Below are 18,689 nucleotides of genomic sequence, written 5' to 3'. Positions count from 1 at the left end.
GATGTGGCGGTGGGTTCGCCGGTGGCGGGTCGGGGCCGGGCGGAGTGGTCGGGGTTGGTGGGGTTCTTCGTCAACACGGTGGTGTTGCGTACGGATCTGTCCGGTGATCCGTCGTTCGTGCAGGTGCTTGAGCGGGTGCGTGCCGTGGTGCTGGGGGCGCTCTCGCATCAGGATGCTCCGTTCGACCACGTGGTTGAGCGGCTCAACCCGGTGCGTGACGCTTCCACCTCCCCGCTCTTCCAGGTCATGTTCGCCTACACCTCGGCGGACGATCACGCCGCGCCGCCGCCCCTGGAGGGGATCGAGGTAGCCCGCCAGGACCTGCACCTGTCCGCGCTCCAATTCGACCTGGCGCTGATGCTGCACGACAGCGGCGACAGGCTGAGCGGCGAGCTCTACTTCGCCACCGACCTCTTCGACGCGCCCTCGGTCCAGGCGCTGGCCGATCGGCTGGTGCTGCTGCTGCGCGGCGTAACGGACACACCGCGACTGCCCGTCGAGAAGCTCGCCGTCCTGTGCGCCGCGGAGCGCGGCCTGCTCCAGGAGTGGAGCGAGACCAGCGAGCGGCTGCCCGCGCGGACCGTTCCCGAGCTGTTCGAGCGCCAGGTCGCCGCCACTCCCGCGGCGCCCGCGGTCGAGGACGCGAGTGGCAGCACGCTGAGTTACGCCGAGCTGAACGCGCGCGCCGACCGGCTCGCGCGGGCCCTGGCCGTGCGCGGTGTCGGTCCGGAGCGCGTGGTCGCGCTCGCGCTGCCGCGCTCCACCGACCTCGTCGTGGCGCTGCTCGCGGTGCTCAAGGCCGGTGGCGCGTACCTGGCGCTCGACACTGCGTACCCCGAGGAACGGCTGCGCTTCGTCCTCGCCGACGCAGAGCCCGCACTCATCCTGGCCTCATCCGAGACCGCGCACGCGCTACCCGACGCGAACGTCCCCGTGCTCGTCCTCGACGATCCGGACTTCGCCGACGAGCTGTGCGACCCGGAATCATCCGACCCTGAGCCCTTGCACCGTCCGCGTCCGCATCCGCATCCGCAGAACCCGGCTTACGTCATCTACACCTCCGGATCCACCGGCACGCCCAAGGCCGTCGTCGTCACCCACACCGGCATGGCCTGCTTCGCGGCGAACCAGGTCGAGCGGCACGGCGCGGCGCCCGGCGCCCGAGTGCTGCAACTCGTCTCGCCCGGGTTCGACGTGATGGTAGCCGAGTGGTCGATGGCGCTGCTGGCCGGCGGCTGCCTGGTCGTCGCGCCGTCCACAGTGTCCGGTGAGGAGCTGCACTCCCTTCTCGCGGATCGCGAGGTCACCCATGTGCACATCCCGCCGGCCATCCTCGCGACGTTGCCGCGCCGGCCGCTGCCGGCGCTGCGCACGATCATCACCGGCGGCGAGGGCTGCGCACCCGACGTCGCGCGGTTCTGGGCCACCGGACGCCGGTTCGTCAACGCCTACGGGCCCTCGGAGACGACCGTCGATGCGGCGTCCCGTCCGTACGACCCGGCCGAAGGACCCTTCACGCCCCTCATCGGCAAGCCGATCCGCGGAGCCCGCCTGTATGTGCTGGACGGCGGACTCGGCCTGGTCGCTCCCGGCACCGTCGGCGAACTGTACGTGGCCGGCGCGGGACTCGCGCGCGGGTACTGGCGGCGCGCGTCGTTGACCGCGTCACGGTTCGTCGCGGACCCCTTCGGCGCTGCGGGGTCGCGGATGTACCGCACCGGAGACCTGGTGCGCTGGCGCCCCGGCGGCGACCTGGAGTTCGTCGGCCGCGCGGACGACCAGGTGAAGATCCGCGGATTCCGCGTGGAACCGGGTGAGATCGAGGCCGCGATCGCCGGCTTCCCCGCGGTCGGGCGGGTGGCGGTCATCGTGCGCGAGGACCGTCCCGGCGACAAGCGCCTCGTGGCATATGTGTGCCCTGCGAAGGACGCCACGCTCGACCGGGCCGGGCTGCGCCGGTACACGGCCGAACAGCTGCCCGCGTTCATGGTCCCCTCCGCGTTCGTGCTGCTTGAATCGCTGCCGCTGACCCGGAACGGAAAGCTCGACCGGCGCGCACTGCCGGCGCCGAAGGCCGAGGTCTCGGCGGGGCGCGACGCGCGCGGTCCGTGGGAGGCGGCGCTGTGCTCGCTGTTCGCCGAGGTGCTCGGCGTGGAGCGGGTCGGCGTGCAGGACGGGTTCTTCGACCTGGGCGGACACTCCCTGCTGGCCACGCGGCTCGTCACGCGGGTGCGGCAGGTGCTCGGGGCGCAGCTGAGCATCCGCGACCTGTTCGACGCCCCCACGCCGGAAGCCCTCGCCGCCGTGCTCGAGGTCTGCACGGCGCCCCGGGAGCCGCGGCCGCGGATCCGGCCCGCCGCGCGGCCGGACCGCATCCCGCTCTCCTTCGGACAGCACCGGCTCTGGTTCGTCAACCAGATGGACGGCTCGGCCGACGCATCGCAGAACACTGTATTCGCGCTGCGGCTGACCGGCGCGCTCGACCTCGAAGCGCTCACTGCGGCGCTCGGCGACCTCGTCGAACGCCACGAGGCGCTGCGCACGGTGTTCCCGGATGCGGACGGCGTCCCCTACCAGCTCATCCTGCCGCCCGAGCCGGTGCGACTCGCCCGGATCCCGGTCACCGAGGCCGCGCTGCCGCACGTGCTGTCCGACGCCGCGGGGCGCGGATTCGACCTCGCCGCCGAACGGCCCTTCCGCGCCCACCTGTTCCGTCTCGCCGCCCGAGAGCACGTGCTGCTGCTCGTCATGCACCACATCGGCTCGGACGGCGCCTCGCTCGCCCCGCTCACCCGCGACCTGACCGCCGCCTACGAGGCCCGCCGCGCCGGCGCCGCGCCGCACTGGACGCCGCTGCCGGTGCAGTACGCCGACTACGCGCTCTGGCAGCGGACCGTGCTCGGCGAGGAATCGGACCCGGGCAGCGAGGTCTCCCGTCAGCTCGCCTTCTGGCGCGACACGCTGGCCGCACTGCCCGACGAGCTGCCGCTGCCCACGGACCGGCCGCGGCCCGCGGTGGCCAGCCACCGCGGCGACACGGTCCCCCTCGCCCTCGACGCCGACCTGCACCGTGACCTGCTCGCGCTCGGCCGCGAGCGCAAGGCCAGCCTGTTCATGGTCTTCCAGGCCGCCATCGCCGCGCTGCTGACCCGGCTCGGCGCGGGCACCGACATCCCGATCGGCACGCCGGTGGCCGGACGCACCGACGGCGCACTGGAAGACCTGGTCGGCTGCTTCATCAACACTCTGGTACTGCGCACCGACACCTCGGGCAACCCCGGCTTCGGCGAGCTGATCGACCGGGTGCGCGAGCGTGACCTGGCCGCCTACGAGCACCAGGACGTCCCCTTCGAGCGGCTGGTCGAGGCGCTGAACCCGGCCCGGTCGCTGGCCCGCTCGCCGCTGTTCCAGGTCATGCTGGTCTTCCAGAACAACGCCTCGCCCGACCTGAGCCGGGCCGCACTGGCCGGGACGCTCGAACCGATCCACCAGGGCGGCGCCGATCACGACCTGTGCCTCGACGTGTTCGAGGACTACGCGCCGGACGGCGCCCCGCGAGGCATCAACGCATACCTCGAATACGCAACCGAGCTGTTCGACCGCGGCACGGTCGAGACCATCGGCGCACGGCTGATCCGCCTGCTCGCCGCGGCCGCCGCCGCGCCCGGGACGCCGATCGGGCGGCTCGAGATCCTCGCGGCGCACGAGCGCGCCGCACTGCTGGCCGACGGCACCGGACAGATCGCGCCCGCGCCGGCGGTGTGCCTACCGGACCTCTTCGAACAACGCAGTGCGCTGACTCCCGACGACACGGCCGTCTACTTCAATGGTCTGACGATGACCTTCGCCCAGCTCGACGCGCGGGCCAACCGGCTCGCGCGGATCCTGGTGGCGCGAGGCGTCGGACCGGAACGCGTCGTCGCGCTCGCGGTGCCCCGGTGCGCCGAGATGGTCGTCGCCGTGCTGGCCGTGCTCAAGGCCGGCGGCTGCTATCTGCCGCTGGACCTGGACTATCCCGCGGACCGGCTCGCCTTCATGCTGGACGACGCCCGACCGGTCCTCGCGCTCGGCACGCAGGCGGCCCTGGCCGCCCTGCCGGACCTCGGCATACCCACCCTGGCTCTCGACACTCAGAACCTTGAGCCGACCTCGGGGCTGGCCGGCCACCCGCTCACCGACGCGGAGCGTCTCAAGCCGCTGCGTCCACAGAACCCGGCCTACGTCATCTACACCTCGGGCTCCACCGGCCGGCCGAAGGCCGCCGTGATCGAGCACCGCGGCCTGGTGAACCTGTACTGGAGCCACCGCAACACCTTCTTCCGGCCCGAGGTCGCGGCGGCCGGCGGATCCCGCCTGCGCATCGGCTTCACCGCGCCGCTGACCTTCGACACATCCTGGGACTCGCTGCTGTGGATGGTGGACGGGAACGAACTGCACGTCATCGACGACTTCGTGCGGCGCGACGCCGAGGCGCTCGTCGGCTACATCCGCGAGCACCGCATCGGCTTCCTGGATCTGACGCCCGCGTTCATGCAGCAACTCGTCGCCTCCGGCCTGTTCGCCGACGGGCATCACCACCCGACCGTCGTGATGGTCGGCGGCGAGGCGGTGAGTGACGCGCTGTGGCGCGCCATGCGCGAGACGCCGGACACCGCGGGCCACAACTTCTACGGGCAGACCGAGTGCACCAACGACACCGCGTCGTTCCGCGACACCGAGGGCGACGCCCCGATGATCGGCCGGCCGATCCAGAACTCCCGGCTGTACGTGCTCGACGAACACCTTCAGCTCGTGCCGCCGGGAGGCGTCGGCGAACTCTACGTCGCCGGCGCGGGACTCGGCCGCGGGTACTGGCGCCGGGCGGGCATGACGGCCTCGCGGTTCGTGGCCGACCCCTACGGCGCACCGGGCTCGCGGATGTACCGCACCGGGGACCTGGCGCGCTGGCGCGCGGGGGGCGTGCTCGACTTCGTCGGCCGGGCCGACGACCAGGTCAAGATCCGCGGCTTCCGGGTCGAGCTCGGCGAGGTGGAGGCCGTGGTCGCGCGCGCCCCCGGCGTCGGCCCCGCGGTCGTGGTCGTGCGCGAGGACCGTCCCGGGGACAAGCGTCTCGTCGCGTATGCGTGCCCTGCGGAAGGCGCCACGCTCGACCCGGCCGACCTGCGCCGCTTCGTCGCCGAGCAGGTGCCCGGATTCATGGTCCCGTCGGCCTTCGTGGTGCTCGACGCCTTGCCGCTGACGGCCAACGGCAAGCTGAACCGCGGCGCGCTGCCCGTGCCCGTGCTGACCGGCTCTACGGGACGCGCCCCGCGCGGTCCGTGGGAGGCGGCGCTGTGCTCGCTGTTCGCCGAGGTGCTCGGCGTGCAGCGGGTCGGCGTGCAGGACGGGTTCTTCGAGCTGGGCGGGCACTCGCTGCTGGCCGCCCGGCTGGTGGCCCGGGTGCGCCAGGTACTCGGGGTCGAGCTCAGCATCCGCAACCTGTTCGAGACCCCCACCCCGGAAACCCTCGCCGAGGCGCTGGAGGGCGGTGAGCGCGACCCGTTCGACGTCCTGATCCCGCTGCGCCCCGCGGGAAGCGAGCCGCCGCTGTTCTGCGTGCACCCGGTGGGCGGGGTCAGCTGGTGCTACTCGGGCCTGCTGCGCGAGCTGGGCCCGGACCGGCCCGTCTACGGGTTGCAGGCGCGCGGTGTGCAGGGCGGCGATCTGCCCGGCAGCGTCGAGGAGATGGCGCGCGAGTACCTGGCGCGCATCCGCGAGGTGCAGCCGACCGGGCCGTACCACCTGCTCGGCTGGTCCTTCGGCGGACTCGTCGCGCACGCGATGGCCACCAGCCTTCAGGACGCGGGGGAGCGGGTCGGACTGCTCGCGCTGCTCGACAGCTACCCCGCCGGCGAGGCGGCCGACGCCGCCGTGGACACCGAGCAGGAGGCGCGCCAGCTGCTGCTGGACTCCCTCGGCGGCGGCCGCGACGACGCCGGCGCGGCCACGGACACCGAGCCGGGCAACGGGACGGACACCGAGCCGGGCAACGGGCCGGGCAACGGAACGGACATCGAGACAGCGGCGCGGTCCGGCGAAGGCGAAGGCGACGGCGCCGATGCCGATGCCGATGCCGGAATCGACGGGCTCGAACCCGAACTCATCAGCTCCCTGATTCGGGTCGTGATCAACAACGCCCGGGCCATGGACCGGTTCACCCCGGGCCGCTTCCGCGGCGACCCGGTGCTGTTCGTGGCCGCGCGCACCTGGGACACCGCGCAGGACCCCGCCGAGGTGTGGCGGGCCTTCGTGGACGGCCGCACCGACGTGCGCGAGATCGACTGCGAACACGACCTGATGACGCGTCCGCAGGCGCTGGCCGGGATAGGCCCGGTCCTGCGCGAGCGGCTCGGCCGCGGCGTCCGGGAGCCGGGGACCGCGCCGGCCGCGAAATCCGCCACACCGACAGAGAGGCAGAGCGATGGCAGAGCATGAAGCGCAGCGCTACAAGGTGGTCCTCAATCACGAGCAGCAGTACTCGCTCTGGTGGGCCGACCGGGACAACCCGCCCGGCTGGCTGGACGAGGGCACCGAGGGCACCCGCGAGCAGTGCCTGGACCACGTCGACCGGGTCTGGACCGACATGCGGCCGCTGAGCGTGCGCGGCGCGGCCCGGATCGGCGGCGCGCCGTGATCCGCGACGTCGTGATCGTCGGCGGCGGCACCGCCGGCTGGATGACCGCCTCCTACCTGAAGACCGCCTTCGGCGACCGCGTCTCGGTCACCCTGGTCGAGTCGGAGAACATCGCCACCGTGGGGGTGGGCGAGGCGACCTTCAGCACCGTCCGGCACTTCTTCGACTACCTCGGCCTGGACGAGCAGGAGTGGATGCCGCACTGCTCGGCCTCGTACAAGCTGGCGATCCGCTTCCAGAACTGGCGCGGCGACGGCGGGCACTTCTACCACCCCTTCGAGCGGCTGCGCGGGTCTGACGGCTTCAGCCTGGCCGAATGGCGCCTGCGGCTCGGCGGCACCGAGAGCTTCGACCGCGACGTGTTCATCACACCGCACCTGTGCGAAGCGCGGCGCTCCCCGCGGCTTCTCGGCGGCGGCCTGTTCGCCTCGGGGCTCGACGGCTCACTCGGCCGCTCCACCCTGGAGGAGCAGCGCGCCCAGTTCCCCTACGCCTACCACTTCGACGCCGCGCTGCTCGCCCGCTACCTGACCAAGATCGGGACGAAGCGCGGAGTGCGCCACGTCGTCGACGACGTCCTGCACGTCGGCCGCGACGAGCGCGGATGGCTCACCCATGTCACGACCCGGCAGCACGGTGACATCGCCGGGCAGCTGTTCGTCGACTGCACCGGGTTCCGGGGCCTGCTGATCAATCAGACCCTTGACGAGCCGTTCCTCTCCTTCCAGGACGTGCTGCCGAACAACCGGGCCGTCGCGCTGCGGGTGCCGCAGGACAACACGGCCACGCCGATGGACCCGTACACCCGCGCGACCGCCGTGGACTGCGGCTGGATCTGGACCATACCGCTCTACGGGCGCATCGGCACCGGATACGTGTACTCCGACGAGTTCTGCACGCCGGAGCAGGCCGAGCGCACCCTGCGCGCGTTCGCCGCCCCGGGCCAGGACGACCTGCCGGCCAACCACGTGCGCATGCGCATCGGCCGCAACCACCGCTCGTGGGCGGCCAACTGCGTGGCGGTCGGCCTTTCGAGCGCGTTCGTCGAGCCGCTGGAGTCCACCGGGATCTTCTTCATCCAGCACGCCATCGAGCAGCTGGTGAAGCACTTCCCGGACGAGCGCTGGGACCCGGCGCTCGTGCGCAGCTACAACGACAAGGTCGCCCGGGTCGTGGACGGGGTCAAGGAGTTCCTGGTCCTGCACTACCGGGCCACCGACCGCGCGGACACGCCGTACTGGCGGGAGACCAAGCTGCGCAAGATCCCCGACGGTCTGGCCGACCGGCTCGAGGCCGCCGCGGCGCACCTGCTCGACGAGTCCACGGTCTACCCCTACTACCACGGCTTCGAGCCCTACTCCTGGAACACGATGCTGCTCGGTCTCGGCTGGACCCCGGCCCGCCCGCGCCCCGCGCTCGCGCACATCGATCCGGCCCGGGCGAAGGCGCAACTGTCCGCGGTGCGCGCGGACGCGCAGCGGCTGGTGGCCGCGCTGCCGAGCTGCCGCGAGTACCTGGACAGCATCAACCGCATCGACCCAGCCGACTGATCCCGGCCGCGGCCCCCCGTCCGATCTCGCGGACGGGGCGGCCACGGCGGCGGGACGGATCCGAGGTGAACCACGTGATCAACGTCGTGACAGACGCCGCCGGCCGCGGCCGCGGCGCCCCGGTGACGGCAATCGCCACCGCCGCGACAGCGGCGACACCGCCCGCGGCCCTGACCGCACCCGAGCTCGCGCACGCCTACTGCGGGCTGATGAGCGGCTTCCCCACGGGAGTCGCGGTCGTGACGAGCGCCGCCGCGGACGGCGAGCCGTTCGGCCTGACCTGCTCCTCGCTGACCAGCGTCACCCTCGCACCGCCCACCCTGCTGGTGTGCATCGGGCTGCACAGCCGCACCCTGGCCGCGATCCGCGGCCTCGGCGCCTTCGGCGTCAACCTGCTGCACGCCAGGGGCCGGCGCGCCGCCGAGGTCTTCGCCTCGCCCGGGCCCGACCGCTTCGGCGCCGTCGCCTGGGAGCCGCACGGCCGCGACGGCGTGCCGCGGCTCACCGACGACACCCTCGGATTCGCCTGCTGCGACCTGGCCGAACTGCGCACGGTCGGCGACCACGCGCTCGTGGTCGGCCGGGTCGCCGAGGTCCTGTACACCCCCGACACCCCGCTGCTTTACGGGCTGCGCCGTTTCGCCGCCTGGCAGCCCGACAACCTGGAGGAGCCGACGTGCGTGAGCTGATGCTCGTCAACATGCCCTTCGCCGACCGGCGCCGCCCCTCGTTCGCGCTCAGCCAGCTGTCCGCGCTGGTCGGGCGGGAGTTCCCCGGGCAGTTCGAGGTCAGGATCCGTTACCTGAACCACGACTTCGTGCGCTTCTTCGGCCCGGCCGACTACGACGCGATCGCGGGCGACAACGAGTTCCACATCGCCGGGCTCGGCGACTGGATGTTCCGTCAGATCGCCTTCCCCGGCCTGCCCGACAACGCCGAGGAGTACCTCGCCCGCTACTTCCCCGGACCCGACCGCGCGCCACTGCGCCGCCGCATCCTGTCCCGGCGCGAGAGCCTGCGCGACTTCATGGACAGCCTCGCGGACAAGTACCGCCTCGCCGAGGCCGACCTGCTCGGCTTCAGCTCGATGTTCACCCAGAACGTGCCGAGCCTGGCGATGGCGCAGCTGGCCAAGGAGCGCGACCCCGGCATCATCACCCTGATGGGCGGCGCCAACTGCGAGGCCCCGATGGGCGCGGTCCTGGCCGAGCACGCCCCGCAGGCGGACTTCGTCTTCTCCGGTCCCGCGCTGGTCACCCTCCCGCAGTTCCTGCGCGCGTTCCTGGACGGCGACCTGGAGCGGGCGCACGAGATCCCCGGCGTGGTCACCCGCCGCAACTGCCACGAGCGGCGCTACCGCAAGGCCATCGGCGCCGGCCGGGACATCGACGACTACTTCGACCCGGACTACTCGGCGTTCAAGGAGTCCTTCGACCGCATGAACGCCTCCGCGCGCACCGCCCGGGTCGAGCCCGAGCTGTTCTTCGAGACCTCGCGCGGCTGCTGGTGGGGCGAGCGGGCGCACTGCACCTTCTGCGGACTCAACGGCCAGACGATGGCCTACCGCGCGATGTCGCCGGAGAACGCGCTGCGGCAGTTCGAGTGGCTGTTCGACCACGCGCCCTGGGCGACAAAGTACTGCTGCACCGACAACATCATGCCGATGGACTACCTCACCGAGGTGTTCCCGAAGCTGGACCCGCCGCAGGGCGCCTCGGTCTTCTACGAGGTCAAGGTCGGCCTCGACCAGCAGGACATGGCGGTGATGTCGCAGGCCGGGGTCACCGTGGTGCAGCCAGGCATCGAGGCGCTGGCCACCGCGACCCTCAAGCTGATGCGCAAGGGCACCTCCGCCTTCCAGAACCTGCAGTTCCTCAAGAACACCGTGGGCCTGGAGATCAGCCCGGTGTGGAACCTGCTGATCGGCTTCCCCGGCGAGGCGGAGTCCACGTACGCGAAGTACCTGCGCGACCTGCCGCTGCTGGTCCACCTGCCGCCGCCGCAGGGCTGCTACCCGGTCCGCTTCGACCGCTACAGCCCCTACTTCAACAACGCGGCCGAATACGGCCTCGAACTCGAACCCGTCGACTACTACCGGCTGACCTACCCCTTCGGCCCCGCGGCGCTGCGCGAGCTGGCGTACTACTTCGCCGACCAGAAGGCCTCGGCCTACGCGGTGTCCGCAGCCACCTGGCTGCGCCCGCTCGGCGAAGCCCTCGCGCGGTGGCGGGAACGGTGGCAGGACGGCGCCGAGCGGCCGGTGCTGCGCCTGGAGCGGGACGGCGAGAACTGGACCGTTGCCGACTCGCGCTCCGGACAGCTGCGCCGCCACGTCCTCGACCGGGACGACGCGCGGCTGCTGCTGCATCTCGACCGGCCGGTCCGCATCGACAACCTGCCCCGCGAGCTGCCAGACCACCCCGACGTGTCCGGATCGCTCGAGCGCCTGCGCGCCGAGGGCCTGGTCTTCGTCGAGGGGGAGCGGGCGATGAACCTCGCGCTCGCCGACACCGCAGTCGACCCGATGCCGCGTCCGCGCCGCACCGTGGTCGGCGGCAGCAAGCTGCTCTCCATCGCGCCGGCCCGCCCCGCGGGCGTGCCGGAACCGGTACGGGGGTAGCGCGATGCCGCTCGTCTCGGTCGACGGCGTGAAGATCGGCTACTCGGAACACGGCGAGGGCGAACCCGTACTCATGGTGATGGGCACCGGCAGCCCCGGCCACGTGTGGGAGCTGCACCAGGTCCCGGCTCTCGTGCGGGCCGGCTACCGGGTCATCACCTTCGACAACCGGGGCATCGCACCGCTCGCATACGGGGCGCCCAAACCGACCGTCGAGGACATCGTCGGAGACGTCGTCGGGCTGATCCGGTACGTGTGCGGCGGCAGGGCGCACCTCATCGGCACCTCGATGGGCGCGCACGTCGTCCAGGAGGTACTGGTCGCCCATCCCGAACTGGCCGCCAGCGCCGTGCTGATGGCCACCCGCGGCCGGCAGGACGCCTTCCGCACCGCCCTCGCCGACGCCGAGGCGCGGCTCTACGCGAGCGGCGTCCAACCGCCCCCGCTGTACACGGCCACGGCGAAAGCCCTGCAAAGCCTCTCGCCACACACGCTCAACGACGAGGCGGCGGTCCGCACCTGGCTGGACCTGCTGGAGCTGTTCCCGCCGCCGCTCGAGGTGCTGCGCGCGCAGACGCTCCTGGAATCGATCGGGGACCGGCTCGGCGCCTACCGGACGATCGCCGCGCGATGCATGGTCCTGGCCTTCGCCGACGACCTGATCACCCCGCCGCACCTCAACCGCGAGGTGGCCGACGCCATCGCCGGCTGCCGCTACGAACTGGTCGAACGCTGCGGCCATTTCGGCTATCTCGAGCGTCCCGACGCCGTGAACGCCCTTTTGCTCGACTTTCTGGACGGCATTTCCACAATCCACGACGAACGGAGGATGAGGGCACATGAGTTCCCCGCGAAAACCCGAACCTGACGGCCTCGGTCAACACGAGGTCGATCCGATGCTCATCGCGCAGGCTCGCAAGGGTTTCGCCGCCTACGGATTCGCGAAGATCCCTTTCGTCGTGCCCGACCGGCTCAAGGACGCGGTCGCGCGCGAGGTGCGCGCCGTGCTGGACGAGGTCGGCACCCGCCGCGACCTGAGATTCAAGGCGACCGGCAACACCCCGCGCCGGATGTACAACGCCCGCCGGGACGAGATCGCCGCCGTCAGCGAACTGATCCCCGCCGTCTACGACTCGCCGGCGCTGACCGCGCTGCTGACCGAGATCGTCGGCGAACCGGTGCTGCCCTGCCCGTACGAGCCGGAGCAGTACGTGGCGACCCGCCTGGAGAACCCGGGCGACACCCACGGCTGGCACTGGGACGACTACGCCTTCGCACTGGTCTGGGTGATCGACAGCCCGCCGGCCGACAACGGCGGATTCGTGCAGTGCGTACCCGGGACCACCTGGGACAAGCAGAACCCCTCCATCAACCGGGCGCTGCTGTCCGGCCCCACCTATTCCTTCGAACTGGTTCCCGGCGACCTTTACCTGATGCGCACGGACACCACGCTGCACCGCGTTTATCCGGTCTCCTCCGGAATCCGCACGATCATCAACATGGGATATGCCTCCGCCGCCGATCTCGAGCGGGAGATATCCCACGAAACCATGGACGAGCTGTGGTCCGCAGAAATCCGCGAAGAAGCGAAAACGAGGAGTGCGTCATGACCATCACCGAAGCAGGCGTCTTCGAAGCGACCGCCTTCGAGAGCGCCGCGCAGCACGCTGTCGCGGGCAACGCCGTCACCGCCTACCGGCCCGTCTTCACCACCGGGCCCGCCGCGGACCTGTTCTCCTCCTACGTCGTCACGACCGCCCTGTCGGCGGCGCACGAGCTCGGCCTGCTGGACCTGCTCAACGCCGAGCGCGTCATCGCCATCGGCGACATGGCCGGGGACAAGCTGGACCCGGGCGTCGTGCGCGGCCTGCTGGTCGCCCTCGGCTGGGCCGGCGTCGTCGAGGTCGAAGGCGACAAGGCCGTCGCCGGCCCGCGCTTCGACGACGTGTACGCCGCCCGCGGCTACTACTACTGGCTCGTGCGCGGCTGCGGCGAGCTGTTCGCCACCGCCCCCGACGTGGCCTACCGCGACCGCCGCGTCGGCGAGTTCTTCCACAGGGACATGCGCGCCGTCGCGATCGGCTCGCGGCTGATCGGCGACACCGAGGTCGAGCCGCTGTTCGACGAGCTGCTCGCCGGGCTCGGCGTGGCCACGATGGCCGACCTGGGCTGCGGCTCCGGCCAGCGGCTGCTGCGCGTCGCCGACCGCAACCCGCAGGCGCGCGGCATCGGCGTGGACATCGCTCAGGGGGCGGTCACCCTCGCCCGCGACTCCATCGCAGAGGCGGGCATGGACGAGCGCATCCGCATCGTGCGCGGCGACGTGCTCAACCTGCCCGAGGACCCGGGCTTCGCCGACGTGGACGTGATCACCTGCGTGTTCATGGGCCACGACTTCTGGCCCATGCAGCGCTGCGTCGACGGGCTCGCCGACCTGCGCCGTGCCTTCCCCAACGCCAAGCGCCTGCTGCTGTGCGACGTGGTGCGCACGCCCGGCGCCCCCGGGCCGGACACCACCATCTTCACGCTCGGCTTCGAGCTGGTCCACGCGCTGATGGGCGTCTACATCCCCAGCCGCGAGGAGTGGCTCGGCGCGTTCCGCGCCGCCGGCTGGGAGCTGGTGGCCGAGCACCCGGTGACCGCGCCGCCCTCGGGCATCCTGTTCGAGCTGCGGCCGTCCGTCTCCCCCGCCCTCGCGGACTGAGGGGGGCCGGGAAGGTGACCAACCCCTTCGAGGACGCTGACCGCGAGTACTTCGCGCTGGTCAACGACGAGCGCCAGTACTCCCTGTGGCCGGCTGACATCGACGTGCCGTCCGGCTGGAGCGTGGTCCACGGCGGGGCCGGGCGCGACGCCTGCCTCGCGTACATCGAGGAGTACTGGACGGACATGCGCCCGGCCGGTCTCGCCCGCGCGATGGGGGACTGAGCGGTGTCCGCCGACTGGCCCAGCTACGAGCTGGGCACCGGCGAGGTCGAGCAGATCCTCGACCTCGCCGGGCGGGTGGCGCAGGATCCGGGGGAGCCGGAGTTCTACGACCTGCGCCACGACCTGCGCGAGCAACTGCCGGCCGGGCTGCGCGGCTTCCTTGAGGAGTTCCGCCGCACCGAGCCCGCGGCCGCGTGCACCGTGTACGGCCTCCCCATCGACGACGCCAAGGTCGGCCCGACTCCGGCGCACTGGGCGAACGGCGGGCGCACGCCGCACGCGCGCGAGGTCGAGGTCTACCTCGCGCTGTGCGGCATGGCGCTCGGCGAGCCCTTCACCTGGTCCACGCTCCAGGCGTCCCGGATGATCCAGAACATCGTCCCGATTCCCGGCGACGAGCTGCGGCAGAACGGCCACAGCAGCGACTCGCTGCTGGAGTTCCACACCGAGGACGGATTCCACCCGCACCGCTGCGATTATCTGCTGCTGTTCGGCGTGCGCAACGAGGACAAGGTGGCCACCACGGTCGCCTCGGTCCGCGACGTGCGGCTGAGCGCGCAGCATGTGCGGGTGCTGAGCCGGCGGCGGTTCCACATCCTGCCCGACGACGAGCACGTGCGGCAGCTGGCGCTGCGGGACCCCGGCAACCCGGCGCTGGAACTGGTCCGGCAGATGGTGGAGGACCCGGAGCCGGTGGCCGTGCTGTTCGGCGATCCGGCCAACCCGTACCTGCGGGTGGACCTGCCGTTCACGCGCTGTGTCGGCGACGACCCGGTCTCCGGGCGCGCGCTGGCGGCGCTGATGGCGCAGCTGGAGGACCGGCAGTTCGACATCGTGGTGGAGCGCGGCTCGCTGCTGGTCGTGGACAACTACCTCGCGGTGCACGGGCGGCGCCCGTTCAGCGCCCGCTACGACGGCACCGACCGGTGGCTCAAGAAGCTGACGGTCAGCCGCAATCTGCGCGTGCACAACGGATCCCCGTCCGCGCGCAGCCCGCGTGTCCTGATCTGAACAGCGCCCGGAGCACGTGCCGAGGCGTCAACCCCGGCACGGCACCATGACACCGCACACTGATAAGCGAGCTCGAATACAAGCGAGGGAGGATTGCGAATGCGCACCGTCGTCGTCTCCGGCGCCTCCAGCGGGATCGGCCTGGCCACCGCGCGCCGCTTCGCCGAGGCCGGCGACCGGGTGGTGAACCTCGACCTGCGCCCGCCGGGCGCGGGGGCGCACCCGGCGGTCGGCTGGATCGAGGCGGACGTGTCCGACTGGGCCGCTGTGCGGGCCGCGGTCGCCCGCACGGCGCAGGACACCGGCCGGTTGGACGTGGTCGTCGCCAACGCCGGGATCAGCATCCGGCACGGCGTACTCGAGCTGACCGAGGCGGACGCCCGCCGCATCGTGGACGTCAACCTGCTCGGCGTGCTCGGCCTCTGGCGGTGCGCCGCCGAGATCATGGTGCCGAGGCGGCAGGGCGTGCTGCTGGCCACCGCCTCGGTCAACGGCTCGCGCGGCTACCCGCTCTACGCCGACTACAACGCGACCAAGGCCGGGATCGTGGCGCTGTGCCGCACCTTCGCGCTCGAACTGGCCCCGCACATCCGGGTGGCCTGCGTCAGCCCGGGCGCCGTGCTCACCCCGATGCAGCTCGCCGAGTACACACCGCAGATGCTCGACGAGGTCAACCGCAGCATCCCGGCCGGCCGGCACGCCGATCCGGCCGAGATCGCGGAGGCGTTCCACTACCTCGCCTCGCCCGTCGCGAGTTTCTTCACCGGGCAGGAACTCGTCATCGACGGAGCCGAGACCGCCGGGGCGACCACGGCGGTCTTCGGCGACGTCCTCACCAACGCACCAGGAGCCACCGTATGACCGACATCATCGACCACATCGACACTTCCACCGACGCCGGCGGGCCCCGGCGCGCGGGCCGCAGGGGTAGGGTGATCCGCGTGCTGGCCATAGTCATCGTCGCAGTGGTGGCCGTCCTGGCAGTAGCAGGGGTCTTGCTCGCCCGTACGGTCAAGGACGCGACCCGGGCCCGGGACACCGTCTCAGCGTTCTTCGGCGATCTGCAGAGCGGGAAGTACGAGGACGCATACGGCCTGCTCTGCGCAGGGAACCGCCGGCAGTACACGGCCGAGCAGTTCGCGCAGCAGACCGCCGCGCACCGGCCCGCCGGGCACGATCTGACCGGCGAGCTGCGGGTCAACCGCACCGTGAAGGGTACGACCGGAACCGTCGGCGTGCGCGTCACCTTCACCGACGGCTCCAGCGAGGCGCGCCTCGTCCCGCTGGCCAAGGACGGCTCGCACTGGCGGATCTGCGGCTCGCCCTACTGATCCCGTCCGGCGCGGGACACTAGAGCCATCCCTGCCTGATCGCGTTGGCCCCCGCCTGGAAGCGGCTTTCCGCACCCAGGCGGCTGGTCAGGTCGGCCATCATCCGCTGGATGGTGCGCACCGACAGGCCCAGTTTCCGCGCCGCCGACTCGTCCGTGTGCCCGTCGCCGAGCAGCCGCAGCAGTTCACGCTCCTGCGGTTCGAGCCCGTGCACATCGGTCTGAGCGGCGGTGCCGAACGGGGTCGCGGTCGCCCACACGTGCTCGAACATGACGCACAGCGCCGCGACGACTCCGGGGCTGTGCACCTCGATCGCGCCGGTCTGCGGGTCGCCCGGATCGCTTGGCAGCAGCGCGATCTCCCGGTCGACGATGACCATCTGGAACGGCACCGTCGGCACCGTGCGGGTCTGCGCGCCGAGCTCGGAGAACCACCGGGCGTAGGCCAGCGTCTGCGGGTCGTTGCGGAAGCTGTCCTGGTAGACGGCGCGAATGCTGACCCCGCGCTCCAGCGCCAGCTGGTTGAGCGGCTTGCTCGCCGCCATCGCGTCAGGCTTGTGCGCCGCCCCCGGACTGAACGACAGGCACTCGGTACACGCGGAGGTGGCCAGCTCCTCCAGTCGCACCCTGATGCCGTCGAGTTCCTCCCATCGGATCAGCTCATCGCGTCGCAGGTGGCTGCTGTGCGTCTCGGCCAGGACCCTGATGGCCGCGCGGGCGGCCTCGATCTCCTGCTGTCGCTGGGCGATCTTCGCCTCGGCCTGGGCGATCAGCACCGCGAGCCCGACCTGCGGGCTGGTCGGCCGCAGCAGCCCCGGCGCCTGCCACGACGAGCGCACCAGCGCCATCTCGGCGAGGCTGTCGAGCGCCTGCCTGATCTCCTCCGCGGACAGGCCGGTGTGCGCGGTGAGCTCTGCGACACCCAGGGCGGGCTGACTCAGCATGGCGCGATACACCAGCTCCGCCGTCTTGGACAGACCTAAGGACTCGAACATACACGCGGCCCCCTCCTAGTTCGGATACGGTCTCAGACCCGCCCCGGACCGGCAAGCCCCCGGAGGCGGCGATCTCCCGCACCGGCCCTGGCGTGAATCCGACAGTCGGGTTCACGACGCGTCGTTTCGTTGACCCGGCGCGGCGGCCGAGCCGATGATTGATACCGAGGGGCCCTCAAGAAAGAAAGAAACAAAAAATCTGACAAGACTTCAAGACAGGAATTAATGCCATGGGTTTCCAGAAGACCGCCGCCGCTTCGATCGTCTCCGTCCTCGCCGCGCTGATCATCGGTTTGGGCGCCGTGCACGGAGCCTCCAGCACCCGGGCCGGCGGCTTCGAGTGGAGCGGCGCGCAGCCGGTGCAGACGCCCGCCACGACCGCGACCGCCTGACCGCCGCATGCACCGCACTGTGCACCCTCGGATCGGACAAAACCGTGCTGCTGGCGACGATGACCCTGGTACCTACGAGCGCGGACCGCACGGAGCTCACGCCGGAGACGCTGCGCGAGCTGCTGTGGGGGATCCTCACCGCTCAGGACCGGGTCGAGCACATCAAGGTCATTGAACGCACCGGACTGTTGTGGATCGGCGCTTATATCTCGATCGCAGACCACATTCAGGCTCAGAAATGCCTTCTAGGGCTGTGCGACCGGCTCGTCGAGATCATCGACGGCTGGGAGCTGATACGGGATCCGGGACTGTAGCCGCGGTATTCTCCGCGCTTTCCCGGCCGTTTTCCAGAAATTGTCTCGCTCGTATGCCGGACCCGCCGACCGCGTGGCCCGCGGTCAGCGCCGGTCCGCCGTCGCGCCGCGTCCCGGTCCTGCGCGATCCGCCGATGGTGGGGGTGTTCAAGTGACTGAAGTCGATGTCCGGGTCCGGCCGCCGCAGGCCGGGCCGGTCCCGGAGGCTGGCTGGCCGACGCTGCCGCGTGCGGTGGCCCGCCGCGAGGAGCGCCCGGCGCACATCTCCGAACTGCCGACCGAACTGCTGGCCGCGGAGATCGAGGAGCTCACCCGCAGGGAACTTTCACTGCTGGCGCCCGGCCCGGTGCCGGGCGGGCTCGACGGCGCGGTGCCGCCCGAGGTGCTGGCCGCGATGGCGCGGCGCCGGGTCGACGTGCGCGTGCTGTACGTGCCGACCGGTCTTCCGCAGCGGCCGGCGTTCGACGGCCTCGTGCGCGACGGCGTGGCGCTCGAGGCCGTGCAGGAGTTGCCGCACTTCGTGGCGGTGCGGGACCGCTCGGTGGTGTACCTGCCGTATCAGGGACCGCATATTCCGGCGTCCGGATGGGCGACGAGGGTGCGCAGTACGGTGCTGGCCGGCTCGCTGGCCGCCGCCTTCGAGGCGATGTGGGCGCTTGCGGCGCGGCGCGCGGCCGAGCTGCCCGGCGAGGGCTGCCGCGACGAGGTGCTCGAAGTGCTCAGCGCCGGGCTCACCGACGATCGGGCCGCGATCCGGCTGCACATGAGCAAGCGCACGTTCGCCCGCCGCGTCGCGACGCTGATGGCGGATCTCGACGCCAGCAGCCGGTTCCAGGCGGGTGTGCGCGCGGCCCGGCGGGGGTGGGTGTGATGGGC

At 71.6% G+C, this 18,689-nt stretch carries 16 protein-coding genes; 15 read left to right on the top strand and 1 reads right to left on the bottom strand.

What is annotated here, in order from left to right; translation table 11 throughout:
• Positions 1 to 3: 3 nt before the first annotated feature.
• From KGA66_RS23220 to KGA66_RS23165, 12 genes are all read left to right on the top strand, one after another.
• Positions 4 to 6,474 (top strand): non-ribosomal peptide synthetase, encoded by a 6,471-nt coding sequence (locus tag KGA66_RS23220; protein WP_312887039.1) that lies wholly within the window; start codon positions 4 to 6, stop codon positions 6,472 to 6,474.
• Positions 6,461 to 6,673, top strand: a complete 213-nt coding sequence (locus KGA66_RS23215; RefSeq protein WP_211470597.1) for an MbtH family protein — start codon at positions 6,461 to 6,463, stop codon at positions 6,671 to 6,673. Before KGA66_RS23220 ends, KGA66_RS23215 begins: the two co-directional genes overlap by 14 nt.
• A complete protein-coding gene (locus KGA66_RS23210) occupies positions 6,670 to 8,223 on the top strand; it encodes a tryptophan halogenase family protein (RefSeq protein ID WP_211470595.1) in 1,554 nt (517 codons plus the stop codon). The genes KGA66_RS23215 and KGA66_RS23210 overlap by 4 nt, the downstream gene beginning before the upstream one ends.
• Positions 8,224 to 8,288: 65 nt before the next feature.
• A complete protein-coding gene (locus KGA66_RS23205; protein WP_211470593.1) occupies positions 8,289 to 8,912 on the top strand; it encodes a flavin reductase family protein in 624 nt (207 codons plus the stop codon).
• Positions 8,900 to 10,843, top strand: a complete 1,944-nt coding sequence (locus KGA66_RS23200; protein WP_211470591.1) for a RiPP maturation radical SAM C-methyltransferase — start codon at positions 8,900 to 8,902, stop codon at positions 10,841 to 10,843. Before KGA66_RS23205 ends, KGA66_RS23200 begins: the two co-directional genes overlap by 13 nt.
• Before the next feature lie 4 nt (positions 10,844 to 10,847).
• On the top strand, positions 10,848 to 11,711 hold the full coding sequence (locus KGA66_RS23195; RefSeq protein WP_211470589.1) for an alpha/beta fold hydrolase: 864 nt from the start codon (positions 10,848 to 10,850) through the stop codon (positions 11,709 to 11,711).
• The gene (locus KGA66_RS23190) at positions 11,683 to 12,453 is read left to right on the top strand and encodes a HalD/BesD family halogenase (RefSeq protein ID WP_211470587.1); all 771 of its coding nucleotides are present in this window, start codon (positions 11,683 to 11,685) and stop codon (positions 12,451 to 12,453) included. The genes KGA66_RS23195 and KGA66_RS23190 overlap by 29 nt, the downstream gene beginning before the upstream one ends.
• A complete protein-coding gene (locus KGA66_RS23185; protein WP_211470585.1) occupies positions 12,450 to 13,547 on the top strand; it encodes a class I SAM-dependent methyltransferase in 1,098 nt (365 codons plus the stop codon). Before KGA66_RS23190 ends, KGA66_RS23185 begins: the two co-directional genes overlap by 4 nt.
• A 14-nt stretch (positions 13,548 to 13,561) precedes the next feature.
• The gene (locus KGA66_RS31190; protein WP_211470583.1) at positions 13,562 to 13,771 is read left to right on the top strand and encodes an MbtH family protein; all 210 of its coding nucleotides are present in this window, start codon (positions 13,562 to 13,564) and stop codon (positions 13,769 to 13,771) included.
• Positions 13,772 to 13,774: 3 nt separating this feature from the next.
• Positions 13,775 to 14,782: a guanitoxin biosynthesis L-enduracididine beta-hydroxylase GntD gene (gene gntD, locus KGA66_RS30450; RefSeq protein WP_211470581.1), complete on the top strand. Its 1,008-nt coding sequence runs from the start codon at positions 13,775 to 13,777 to the stop codon at positions 14,780 to 14,782.
• 99 nt (positions 14,783 to 14,881) lie between these two features.
• Positions 14,882 to 15,643, top strand: coding sequence for an SDR family NAD(P)-dependent oxidoreductase (locus tag KGA66_RS23170; protein WP_211470578.1), 762 nt, complete (start codon positions 14,882 to 14,884; stop codon positions 15,641 to 15,643).
• Complete coding sequence (locus KGA66_RS23165; protein ID WP_211470576.1) at positions 15,640 to 16,113, top strand: Rv0361 family membrane protein; 474 nt, start codon at positions 15,640 to 15,642, stop codon at positions 16,111 to 16,113. The genes KGA66_RS23170 and KGA66_RS23165 overlap by 4 nt, the downstream gene beginning before the upstream one ends.
• Positions 16,114 to 16,132: 19 nt before the next feature.
• Here KGA66_RS23165 and KGA66_RS23160 read toward each other — a convergent pair whose 3' ends face one another.
• On the bottom strand, positions 16,133 to 17,107 hold the full coding sequence (locus KGA66_RS23160) for a helix-turn-helix transcriptional regulator (RefSeq protein ID WP_211470575.1): 975 nt from the start codon (positions 17,105 to 17,107) through the stop codon (positions 16,133 to 16,135).
• A 230-nt stretch (positions 17,108 to 17,337) separates the two neighbouring features.
• Between KGA66_RS23160 and KGA66_RS23155 the strand changes: the two genes are divergently transcribed.
• The 3 genes from KGA66_RS23155 (at position 17,338) to KGA66_RS23145 (ending at position 18,684) form a co-directional block, all read left to right on the top strand.
• On the top strand, positions 17,338 to 17,499 hold the full coding sequence (locus KGA66_RS23155; protein WP_211470572.1) for a hypothetical protein: 162 nt from the start codon (positions 17,338 to 17,340) through the stop codon (positions 17,497 to 17,499).
• Between the two features lie 59 nt (positions 17,500 to 17,558).
• The gene (locus KGA66_RS23150) at positions 17,559 to 17,813 is read left to right on the top strand and encodes a hypothetical protein (protein WP_211470571.1); all 255 of its coding nucleotides are present in this window, start codon (positions 17,559 to 17,561) and stop codon (positions 17,811 to 17,813) included.
• Positions 17,814 to 17,964: 151 nt separating this feature from the next.
• Entirely contained in the window at positions 17,965 to 18,684 is a 720-nt protein-coding gene (locus tag KGA66_RS23145) for a helix-turn-helix domain-containing protein (protein ID WP_211470570.1), read from the top strand.
• Positions 18,685 to 18,689 lie beyond the last annotated feature (5 nt).

Origin of the sequence: Actinocrinis puniceicyclus (assembly GCF_018283645.1) — a bacterium.
GTDB classification, from domain to species: Bacteria; Actinomycetota; Actinomycetes; order Streptomycetales; family Catenulisporaceae; genus Actinocrinis; species Actinocrinis puniceicyclus.
This window is presented reverse-complemented; position numbering and strand designations above follow the sequence as displayed.